Genomic DNA, 11,239 nt, shown 5'->3' on the forward strand with positions numbered 1-11,239 from the left:
TCTTTAATTAAATTTAAACTTCCAATCATTTAACTTAATTATACTACTCACAAATCATCTCGCAAATGCCTTATGTGTAAAAGTAATGATATTTCACGCAAGACTACAGATATAACCCGGTCGTTTGAGTTATCATACTTTTAAAAGAGAAACTATTTTCTATTTTCTGCTTTAAGTTAACGCCTAATTTTTCTCTCTTTTCTTTATCTTTCAATAAACTTTCCAATTCAATCTTTATAGAGTTATAATCAGCCGGCTTTACTAAAACACCGCAATCGCTTGAAATTACATCTCGCACGCCGCCGACAGAAGAAGACACTACCGGAAGACCGACAAAACCCGCTTCAATAATAGAATAAGGAAATGCCTCAGTGATTGAGGATAAAAGAAAAATATCAAAAGCCTTAAGATATCTTTTCGCATTATCAATAAACCCCAAAAGAATAACTTTTTGCTCTAACTTCTCTTTCTTTATCATTTCCTCAAGATTGATCTTCAATTCACCCCCGCCTATTATCAAAAAAACTATCGGGTAATCCCTTAATAAAGAAATGGCTTTAATTGCATATTCTAAACCTTTATTTTTATGAAGTTCAGAAAGCGTCCCAATCCATATTGCTTCGCTTGGCAAATCAATCATAGAAATATTTTTTAAAGCGGTCCTCGCTTCATTTTTCTCTAAAAGATCAAAATCTGGAATCCCATTATAGATAACTCGTGTCTTTCTATATACAAAAGGAAAATTTTTTATATTTTCCTTTGTAGCTTCTGAAACACAGATTATATTATCCGCTAAAAGAAGGGTCACCCAAACAAATATTTTTATCAGAGTCTTTTGCCAAAAAGGACGATCTTCATTAAAAGCCCAACCATGAGCTGTAAAAATTATATTACGAACACCGGCAATTTTTGCTGAGAGAACGCCAAGCCCACCGGCCTTAGAACTATTTAAGTGCACTACATCTGGCCTCTCTTTTCTAAATAATTTCAAAAGACTAAAGAAAACCTTAATCTCCGCAAATAAATTTATATCTCGCGAAAGTTTTTCTATTGATACTGTTTTTATGCCAGCGTATTTAAGTTTTTCATTAAGTATTCCTCCTCCTCCTGATAAAACCATCACTTCAAAATCATCTTTTGGCAGACTGGTGGCCAAATCAAACACATATCTTGTCGCCCCTCCCCAAGATGACTTTGTAATAAGATATATTATCTTTTTTTTTCTATCTTCCTTCATTAGAGATGATTGTCTTTAATGTTTTTAAAGCAATAGACACATCAAGGGCCAGAGAGCGATTTTTTATATAAAATAAATCATACTGCAATTTTTCCAACGCATCCTCAATAGAAGATCCGTAAGGAAAATTTATCTGCGCCCAGCCGGTAAGCCCGGGCTTTACAAGGTGTCTCATTTTATAATGAGGCAATTTCAAAGAAAGCTCTTTTACAAATTCCGGCCTCTCCGGCCTTGGACCGAAAAAAGAAATGTCCCCGCGAATAACATTCCAGACCTGAGGCAATTCATCTATCCTTGAACCCCTTAATATTCTCCCAAAATAAGTAATCCTATCATCATTTTTCTTAGACCACTCCGCTCCATTCTTTTCTGCGCCAGAAACCATTGACCTGAACTTTATAATATGAAAAATTTTTCCGTTTTTACCTATTCTATTCTGCTTATAAAACACATCTCCGCGACTTGTAATTTTTATAAAAAAAGCGGCAAAAGGAAGAAAAAATAAAAAGACAATACCTACAAACACAGACAATGCCAAATCAATAACCCTTTTTATATTCTCGTATTCTCGTTTATTTATTTCAACAAGATTCTCAAGAAACCAAGCTTTGCCTATCACGGAAACAGGGACTTTCCCGGTCACAGATTCATAAAAATTACTAAAATCAACTATAGCCACGCCTAGCGGTATTATATTGTAAAAAACAGATATCAAACTGTCATCTTGCCTCATATCATCAGAAACAGCTATAACTTCAACATTATGTTCTTTAACATATCTCTCAATATCAATCTCTTTGCTTTTATCCTCGTCAAATATATCCAATACTTGATAAGCAAGTTGTGGTCGGTCATTTATAAAACCGGCAAAATCTTCAATCTCTTTTGATGACCCGAAAAAAATAACATTTATCTTGGAACTTTTAACCACATTATTAAAAAAGAACTTTCTCCATAGCCACATAAGACCAGTGACTATAAGCAAATTTATCAATAAGATTGTTTTAGGCGTTATCCCCCAGATTGGAACAGTATAAAATACCAAAACTGAAATAATGCCAACGGCAAGCATTGTCTTCAAAAAACGATTCCTTAAATCATTAAACGAAATAAACTTCTCAATCTCATACAATCCCGCGATAAAAAATATGATAATCCATATTATGTACAACATGATCATCGGCATAGCGTTTGTACTTATAACAGTAGAAGAAGGAAATTCCAAAGACCTCAAAAAAAAAGTTAAAAAGAATGAAAAAAACAAAAGAATCAAATCTCCGCTTAATATAATAATTTTTCTAAAATTATGAGTCTTAATCATATATCATCAATTATATCAAAATCACTCTCTTTTAAAACCTGCCTGCCAAAAATAAATTTAAATATAATAAAAGCATATATAACATAAATAAGAAACATTATCCACAAAGGAACCTGAAGCTTAATTGATGCAAATGGGATAGAGCTGAAAATATCCACCACCTTGAGCTCGTATTCCAAGAGAAGATAAGTAACCCAAGCAAATGGCGTAGAAATAATTATACCCAGAAAGCCAAAAAACCCGGCCAAAAACCCGAAAAACATAGTAACCGGTACAAAGATAAGAATAAGAAGATTCACCGGCAAAGAAACGATAGATATTTCCCCGATCTTATACAGCAAAAACGGCAAGACAAAAATTTGAGTAGCTAAAGTGGCAATAGCGACCTCGCGGATATTCCACTTCTCCGGGATAAATTTAAACTTTCTCTCAAAAAACGGGGAAAAATAGATAAGCCCGACAGTTGCGAGAAAAGAAAGCTGAAAAGACGGATCAAATACAAGAATCTTCGGGTTATGAAAGATCATCAAAAAACCGGCGATAAAAAGAGCTATTGTAATATTATAAATCCTGCCTGTAGTTTTCGCCAAAACAACAATAAGCGCCATTATTGAAGAGCGCACAATGGTTGCCGAAGCGCCTGTCAAAAGAGCAAATAATATTATTCCAAACGACCCAAGCGCGATACCAAAAACCTGAGGAAGAAAAGAGAATATTCTCATCATTGAAAGGACGACTATCGTCACATTGTATCCGGATAAAACCACGATATGGATAACACCCGTCTTACGAAAATCATCCAGAAGTTCTTTTCCCATAGCCTCTTTTGAACCTACGACCAATCCGCCAAGGAGAGCTGAATGAGGAGAAGGGATAACCCGTGAAATATTTTGCAAAAATCTTCTCTTTACGGCGAACAAGCCCTCTTTCAATATAAAACCATTTCCAGATGAAATAAGTTCCATCTTCGGATAAAACATCTCATAAAAAATATTGTCCTTAGCCAGATAAAGAGGCCAATTAAAATCCCCTGAGAAATTCTCAGGTTTTTTTAATTTACCCTTGACCCCGACTTCATCGCCATAATTAAATTCCGGGTAACGCTCTCCATAAACAAGTATTCTCACCCCGTCACCTACCTCAATAATATACCTTGTATTGTCTTCTCTGTAGTCAGGCTCATCGGAAACAATACCTTTAAAACTAATTGCTTGATCAATGTTACTTTCAAAAAATATATTCTCTCTACTGTTTGAACTGATATCATATCTGAAAATTCCAAGACCTGTTGAGAAGAACAAAAGAGAAGCGAAAATAATAATCTTTTTCTTCCCTTGAAAAAAATAAACGAGAACCAAAACTGCGCCAAGTAAAATAAAAAGTCCGGCAAAAGCCGGGCCGAAATCTAAAAAAGAGCGTATAAATACACCGAAAACAAAACTGCCCAAAAATATCGTAAAGATTTTGTTCATAAAAAGATTTCCACAAACCCAAAACTTGATTTCTTGATATCTCAAGCAAAAGTGAGAAAAACTGTTTTGGAAGAATTTCCCTCTATGACCGTTCTGGAAAAACAGTTGTTTCTCACTTTTGCCTTTATAAAACTAAAATAATGTTTTCTTCTTATCCATCGCTTCATTTGCCAGCCTGTCTGCCTCTTTATTCTTCTCTCTGGGAATTTCCACAAAAGAAATTTTTCCCAGTTCCGTCTTCAAGTTCCAGATCTTTATAAATAAAGGAAAAAGCTTCTCTTCATTAAGCTTATACTCCCCCTTCAACTGTCTAGCAATAAGCTGGCTGTCTGTCCTTATTTCAATCTCAAGATTTTTTGTTTTTTCTTTTCCAAACAGATGTTTAACTTTACTTAAGGCTAAAATAATCGCCTCATATTCTGCCTCATTATTTGTCCGCACGCCGATATCGCTTGAATATTCCTTTAAGACTTTACCCTGGCTATCAACAATAACCACGCCTACTCCAGCGGGACCCGGATTCCCCCTTGAACCGCCGTCTGTATAGATTACAATTTTATCTTGTTTCATCTCGTTAAAAGTTATAGTTATATACTCTTAATATCTATTATTTTATACGGCTTTTCGTATATCCACAATCCTGAGGCGGAGCTCCGGCACGCCGCGAAACATTGATTTCTCCATTGTCGCTACTAAATCTATATCTTGCTCATCTTTAAGAGTTATATCTTTAAACTTGTCCACTTTCATGAAGAATCCTATCGCTTTCACTGTATCTCCGCTTGTCTTAGTAAACGAAAGCTCAAGGTGAATACCACCGTTGCCAAACTCTCTCACCTCTCCTATCTTTATATTCTCAAACATAAAGACCGGCTTCGGATTATCCATACCAAACGGCGCAAATTTCTCAATAATATTCCAATTCTTCCAATTTATATCGTCCAAGCCGAGCTTGCTGTCTATCTCAAACGTAGCAAATCCGTTTTCCATCTTCTCCACTTTCTTATACGCTTCCACCGCCTCCACTTCCAGTGAATCAAGTTTTTCAGGAGCCACACTGAAACCGCCAGCCAAAGCATGTCCGCCAAATCCTGTGAATAGGCCACTGACTCCTTCCATAAATTTAACAAGGTCTATGGTCCCATCTGAACGGCAAGAACCTTTTATCTCATGAGCATCAGCCTTGCCCCAGAGAAATACTGGCCTCTGATATTTCTCCATTATCCTATTGGCGGCAAGCCCAAGCACTCCAGGCATCCAACTAAAATCACCCAAGACGATAATCGGCGGAATATTATCTTCCTTTCCGGCAAACTTCCCTTCTACGGCATCAAGTATCACCTGCACCGATTCCTTTCTTTCGCCATTCTTCCCTTCAAGGTCAGAAGCGATACTTTGAGCTTCTTCTTTATTTTCTGTTATCAATAAGTTAAAACTTGTAGTCGCATGCCCCATTCTGCTTGCCGTGTTTATCCTTGGCGCCACCATAAATCCGATATCATCTTCATTTAAATATTCATTATTTAATTTCAATCTCTTGTATAAAGAAACAAGACCGACTCTCTTTGTCTTACGAAGAACCTTCAATCCGAAATGAACAATCGTCCTGTTTTCATCGCGAAGAGAAACCATATCGGCAATAGTGGCAATAGACGTCACATCAAGAAGCCATTTTTCCCAGCCTTCTACAATATTAAATTGACCGGTATCAATCCCTCTCTTAATAAGACCTTGAACTGTTTTAAAAGCAGCTCCAGCTCCTGATAGAAATTTAAAAGGATATGTCTCTCCTTCCTGCTTGGCGTCAATTATCGCATACGCCTCAGGCATGTCTTCCTGCACGATATGATGGTCAATTATAATAGTATCAATACCGGCATCTTTTGCTTTCTTCACTTCAGGCGTATCTGTAATACCGCAATCAACAGTAATTATAAGATTAATACTATCCTTTATAAATTCATCAATCGCCCCCAAGGTAAGGCCGTATCCGTCTTTATACCTATTTGGAATATGAATATGAAAATTCTCAAAACCTATTTTTTTAAAAAAATCATAAAAAATCACACTGCCTGAGATGCCGTCGGCGTCATAGTCGCCGAAGACCACAATCTTCTCTTTATTCTCTATTGCCTTAAGAATCCTCGTGACTGACTCCTCCATGCCAAGCATAAGAAAAGGATCATGCATATCTCTCCCGTAATCCGGATTGAAGAACCTCTCCGCTTCATCGGCACTCTTAATATCGCGATAAAAAAGAAGCTGGCGAGCCAGCTGGGGATAAGCTTCAAGTTTTTTATCCGCTTCTTTTGGTATCTCTTTATTTACAATCCACTTTTTTGTCATTTAAGAGAGTATATCATATAATTAAAAGAAAAAGTGTAGAATAATTTTTCAAAAACTAAAACTTGATTTCCGAAAACTGTCCCTTGCTGTTTGGCTCTTGCAGGAAATTAAGATTTTAGTTTTTGAAAATTCACTTTCCATTATTTAAATTAAATAATTTCTAAGACATTATGAATGATTGTATATTTTGTAAAATAATAAAAGGAGAAATACCGGCAGATAAAATCTATGAAGATGATAATTTCCTAGCTTTTCTTGATATCACGCCAATCAACTTAGGTCACGCCCTTTTAATCCCAAAAAATCATTACAAAGATCTTTTTGAAATTCCCGATGATACTTTATGCAAAATCGGTCCGGTTATAAAGAAGGTTGCAGGAGCAGTGAAAGAAGGAACAAAAGCTGATGGTATAAATATAGGGATGAATAACGGCAGAGCAGCAGGACAAATCGTCTTCCATGCCCACATCCACATAATGCCAAGATTTTCTGATGACGGATATAAACTCTGGCACGGCAAAGAATATGATAAAGATACAAGCAAAAAAACCGCCAAAGAAATAAGAAAATTCATCTAACCCCAACGGCTATCCGCCGCGGCGGATAGCCGTTGCTTTTTGCCTAAACTAATTAAAAAAGATTTCGTTATAGCGAAATCTTTTTTGTTTATTTCTTCTTTTTCTTAAGCGCTTCTATACCTGGCAAAGTTCCCTCTGATAGGAAAGCAAGCATTGCTCCACCACCGGTTGATACAAAAGAAAACTTATTTAATATATTCAACTTCTTTATAGCCGAGATGGTATCCCCTCCACCAACGATAGAGATCGCTTTAGACTTAGCTATAGCTTTTGCTATTTCAGTAGTGCCATTCTTATATCCTCCTTCAAAGTTGCCAAGTGGTCCGCTCCAGATTACAAATTTAGATTTACTTATAATCTCCTTTAATTCTTTTATTGCATCAGTGCCAATATCCCAATTGATACCGCTCTCTGTGAGCATGTCTTTAGGAATAACAATCTTTTTGCTCTTCACAAATTTCTTTATATCAACGTCTTTGTCATAAATAGACTTGCCTATATCAATTCCTTTTTCTTTAAGGAAGACGTTTGCCAACGCCCCTCCTATAAATATCTTATCAGCAGTCTTTATAAATCTCTTAAGCACGCCTAATTTACTCTCAAATTTTACACCTCCCAAGATTAGGAGAAAAGGGTGTTTTGACTTAAATGCTTTAGACAGATTTGAAACTTCTTCATCCATAAGAAGTCCTGAATACGAAGGAAGAAACTTGGGTAAACCCACTATAGAAGCGTGCTTTCTATGAGAAACCGAGAAGGCGTCGTTAACATAAATATCCCCAAGGGAAGCTAACTCCTTGGCAAAAGCGGTATCATTATTTTTTTCTCTATCGTCTGATCTTAAATTCTCAAGCAGAAGAACTCCGCCATTTTTCATATTATTGATCTTCTCTCTTGTTTCACTTCCTAAGACCTCCCTCGAGAAATCTACTTTAAAATATGAATTAATATATTCTGCCACAGGCAACAAACCCGCAGCTCGTCCTTTTGTAACGTGACTTAATATTATAACTTTTGCTCCATTTTTCTTCAAAAATCTGATTGTAGGAAGAATTTGTTTTATCCTGAAATCTCCTTTCACTTCGCCATCTTCTATAAATACGTTTAGGTCCCCTCTTAAAAGAACCTTTTTACCCTTTAAATTCTTCGCCTGTTTTATACTTGGTAATTTCATAATTAAATTAATTTTTAATATTATTTGCCATCTCAAGTATTTCTTTAAAAGACTCTATCTCTAGTGACTTGTGCCCTATCAAGAGACCTGACACGCCTCCCGAAGAAAGAAAGCCGGCTGTATTTTTAGCATCTACAGATCCGCCATAAAGTATTGGTATCTTTTCTCCCTTTTGTCTTCCAAAAACATCTACAAGAATCTTTTTAATATAAATTGATACTTCAAACACCTTCTCCGGAGAATCGGCATTCTTGCCGGACTTGCCTATCGCCCAAATAGGCTCATAAGCTATTATCAAATTGCCTGCTAGTTTACTTGGTACGGATTTGAGCCCTTCCAATAACTCTGTCTTTATAAAATTAAGATAATCACCGTCTTCATCTCGCTTTCTCTCTCCAACACAAAGTATAACCTTAAGCCCTGAGATAAGCGCGTACTTTACCTTCTTGTTTATCATCAAATTATCTTCCCCTAAGTGCTCCCTCCTCTCAGAGTGTCCGATGATTACATATTTCACTCCGAGCTTCTTTAGCATTGTGGCGGAGACCTCTCCCGTGTACGCTGTTTTCTTCTCATCCCAAAATATATCCTGAACACCAAGCGCCAGTTGGCTCTTGGTGTGAAGTCCGCCTTGGGCGGATGGAGCTAAAATCCCCAAATAAACAAAAGGTGGGCAACTAACCATCTCTACATTCTTTAAATTACGAGAATTCTTCTTGGCGGAATTAAAAATCTTTTTTGCTGTCTCTTTATCAGCAGGATTCATCTTCCAATTAGCGACAATCAATTTCTTCATATCTATAAAAATTATTTATTTTTATCAAGTTTTATATTTTTCTTCACCTTATCTTCAATAGCCCACATAATAGTGAAAATAAATATAGTAAGGGCACTGACAAAAACGGCTATGGCATAAAGCTCATAACCAACCGCCATCCCTATACCGGCTGCCATCCACAAACCAGCCGCTGTGGTAAGCCCTCTTAACTTAGACCTCTTGAAGATTATAAGCCCGGCGCCTATAAAACCGATTCCAACAATGACCTGAGAAGCGACTCGAAGCGGGTCAAAATTTGTAATCCCTATATATCGAGATGTAACAGTATTTGAGATGACAATAAAAAGAGCCGCACTCATGCTTACCAAGGCATAAGTCCTCATGCCCGCTGTCTTATGAGCAACTGATCTCTCAATACCTATAATGCCACCTAGTAAAGCCGCGACAGCCAACTGAAGAAATATATTTAAATTTTGGATAAATGTTAATTCCATAAAAAGATTATACCGTTTTTCCGATATTTTTTATATCCGATAAAAGCTCTTGTTTTTTTTCATCATTAAATTTTCTTAAAGAGCTTATAATTTTAATATCTACCGGGTTAACGCCGCAAAATTCCAAAACAATTTTTTTTAAAGCGACAACGCTTGGCGCGCCAAAAAGCTTCTCGCTTATTTTTTGCTTATTGTCCATGGTAACTATAAGGTGAGCGCTCTTCCCGCTTAAAAGTCTGTCCGGGTAAGGTTGCCCTTTATTGAACTTGAAACCGAAACCCGGCAAGAAAACCCTATCCACAAATCCCTTCATAAGAGCCGGCATTCCTCCCCACCAAGTAGGGTACACAAACACAAGATGATCTGCCCAGCGCATATCTTCTTGAGCTTTCTTTAAATCTTCTTCAAGCTCCTGAATAGATGAATACCCTTTCCATAAAATCGGGTCAAATTTTAAATCACCAATATAAACCTCTCTCACCTCCTTCCCGCTCTCTTTTGCTCCGTCTATATAACTTTGCATTATAGATCCGCAAAAACTCTCACGAGACGGATGCCCTAATATGACAGTTACTTTCTTATTCATAGAGACATAATAAACTATTTTTCGTTTATAACAAAATAAGAATGTTGACAGCAAAGGATACTCAGATTATCGCGCAAAATAAAAAAGCGCCGAAGTTTTTAGGCTTCGGCGCTTATAGGAACTTGGCAAGGAATTTTGTCTTTTTAAAACTTACTACTACCTTTTATGACTTATATCCTAAATGGCCTCGGCTATAGCCATGCTCTCCGGTGAAGTTGAAGGGAATATGTTTATCCCCCCACCCTTCTTGGTTATGAAGGCCACGACACCGGCATGCAGTCTGAGAACCGCTGACGGCGCCTCTTCCGAAGATGCCACGAAGACGCTTTTGAAGCTTCCGTCCTTGAGGTTTAAGGCGAAGATGTCGCCCCCCACAGTGACCAGCGCCCTTCCTTTCTCTACGCGGTCTATATAGAGGATAGTCTTATCGCCCTTGACCTCTGCGATCTTCATGGCTTTTGCCCATGCCTCTTTGTAAAGGTCGCCCAAGGATATCTCCTTGATGACCTTATCATCCGTGAAGATAATACCCTTGGAAAGAACGCTTTGGTACTCCCTCCTTACAGTGAAGGGCTGGACACTCTTCATCCAGCCGGGGAGCTTGATTGCATCAACGGCATAGTTTTTCCAGCTGATGTAGAACTTCACCCTTAAGGACATCCCGTAAGCCGGGAAGTATGCGCCGTTTAAGCCGTCCCTCCTGACGATCTCCGCAATCTTTGATACCAGCAATTTCACCTGCGAGGTGATGTTGCCAGTGATGCCAAAGAGGACATTGCCGTCAGGCAGTATAGACACACTCTGTATCGTTGTGGACACCTCCCTTGAAACGTGAGGGAAGATGCTTACGACTTTCTCTCTCACTGATACGGCCTCATCAAAGGCCATGATGTACACCCTGCCTGAAGTGCCACCTTCCGGCAACAATATGCCGGCCATTCTCTGCAGGTCTATGCCCTTTACCTCATTGAAATAACCCAGGTTTGTTTCTTTTTTAAGAATCACGATTATCCCCTTTTTTAATTGTTATTTTGGTTTACCCTTGCCAAGGAATCCCCAAAAAAAATATAAAGAACTAATTCCGCGCTAACTATACGCCATACGGAAACAAGATTATAGTTTACATGATATATTTCTTCTGTCAACAACAAAAAAGGTCAGTTCAACAAGTAAGTGCAACACTTTGATTAAACAGATAATATCAAAGTGTTATGAAATACAAGCATTTAACGATTGAGGAAAGGGAAAAAATA

At 37.5% G+C, this 11,239-nt stretch carries 12 protein-coding genes; 2 read left to right on the forward strand and 10 right to left on the reverse strand.

What is annotated here, in order from left to right; translation table 11 throughout:
• Positions 1-103: 103 nt before the first annotated feature.
• From NUV40_03615 to recJ, 5 genes are all read right to left on the reverse strand, one after another.
• Positions 104-1,237 carry a glycosyltransferase family 4 protein gene (locus NUV40_03615; GenBank protein ID MCR4342957.1) on the reverse strand — a complete coding sequence of 378 codons (1,134 nt, stop codon included), beginning with the start codon at positions 1,235-1,237 and terminating at the stop codon, positions 104-106.
• On the reverse strand, positions 1,224-2,558 hold the full coding sequence (locus NUV40_03620) for an exopolysaccharide biosynthesis polyprenyl glycosylphosphotransferase (GenBank protein MCR4342958.1): 1,335 nt from the start codon (positions 2,556-2,558) through the stop codon (positions 1,224-1,226). Before NUV40_03620 ends, NUV40_03615 begins: the two co-directional genes overlap by 14 nt.
• Positions 2,555-4,030: a ComEC family competence protein gene (locus tag NUV40_03625; GenBank protein ID MCR4342959.1), complete on the reverse strand. Its 1,476-nt coding sequence runs from the start codon at positions 4,028-4,030 to the stop codon at positions 2,555-2,557. Before NUV40_03625 ends, NUV40_03620 begins: the two co-directional genes overlap by 4 nt.
• Positions 4,031-4,162: 132 nt before the next feature.
• Positions 4,163-4,600, reverse strand: coding sequence for a ribonuclease HI family protein (locus tag NUV40_03630; protein ID MCR4342960.1), 438 nt, complete (start codon positions 4,598-4,600; stop codon positions 4,163-4,165).
• Between the two features lie 42 nt (positions 4,601-4,642).
• The gene (gene recJ / locus NUV40_03635) at positions 4,643-6,376 is read right to left on the reverse strand and encodes a single-stranded-DNA-specific exonuclease RecJ (protein ID MCR4342961.1); all 1,734 of its coding nucleotides are present in this window, start codon (positions 6,374-6,376) and stop codon (positions 4,643-4,645) included.
• Between the two features lie 170 nt (positions 6,377-6,546).
• Between recJ and NUV40_03640 the strand changes: the two genes are divergently transcribed.
• The gene (locus NUV40_03640) at positions 6,547-6,954 is read left to right on the forward strand and encodes an HIT family protein (GenBank protein ID MCR4342962.1); all 408 of its coding nucleotides are present in this window, start codon (positions 6,547-6,549) and stop codon (positions 6,952-6,954) included.
• Between the two features lie 88 nt (positions 6,955-7,042).
• On the opposite strand, the gene NUV40_03645 is transcribed toward NUV40_03640, so the two are convergent.
• From NUV40_03645 to NUV40_03660, 4 genes are read right to left on the reverse strand one after another with little or no spacing between them, the layout of a single operon-like run.
• Complete coding sequence (locus NUV40_03645) at positions 7,043-8,128, reverse strand: phosphoglycerate kinase (protein MCR4342963.1); 1,086 nt, start codon at positions 8,126-8,128, stop codon at positions 7,043-7,045.
• A gap of 7 nt (positions 8,129-8,135) precedes the next feature.
• Entirely contained in the window at positions 8,136-8,924 is a 789-nt protein-coding gene (locus NUV40_03650; protein ID MCR4342964.1) for a triose-phosphate isomerase, read from the reverse strand.
• Between the two features lie 11 nt (positions 8,925-8,935).
• Positions 8,936-9,400: an MgtC/SapB family protein gene (locus tag NUV40_03655; protein MCR4342965.1), complete on the reverse strand. Its 465-nt coding sequence runs from the start codon at positions 9,398-9,400 to the stop codon at positions 8,936-8,938.
• A gap of 7 nt (positions 9,401-9,407) precedes the next feature.
• Positions 9,408-9,986, reverse strand: a complete 579-nt coding sequence (locus NUV40_03660; GenBank protein ID MCR4342966.1) for an NAD(P)H-dependent oxidoreductase — start codon at positions 9,984-9,986, stop codon at positions 9,408-9,410.
• Between the two features lie 41 nt (positions 9,987-10,027).
• On the opposite strand from NUV40_03660, the gene NUV40_03665 reads away from it, so the two are divergent.
• Complete coding sequence (locus tag NUV40_03665; GenBank protein MCR4342967.1) at positions 10,028-10,183, forward strand: hypothetical protein; 156 nt, start codon at positions 10,028-10,030, stop codon at positions 10,181-10,183.
• On the opposite strand, the gene NUV40_03670 is transcribed toward NUV40_03665, so the two are convergent.
• Positions 10,164-10,991 (reverse strand): hypothetical protein, encoded by an 828-nt coding sequence (locus NUV40_03670; protein MCR4342968.1) that lies wholly within the window; start codon positions 10,989-10,991, stop codon positions 10,164-10,166. The genes NUV40_03665 and NUV40_03670 overlap by 20 nt on opposite strands.
• Between the last annotated feature and the right edge of the window lie 248 nt (positions 10,992-11,239).

It is taken from the genome of Patescibacteria group bacterium (assembly GCA_024654625.1).
Lineage (GTDB): Bacteria > Patescibacteriota > Minisyncoccia.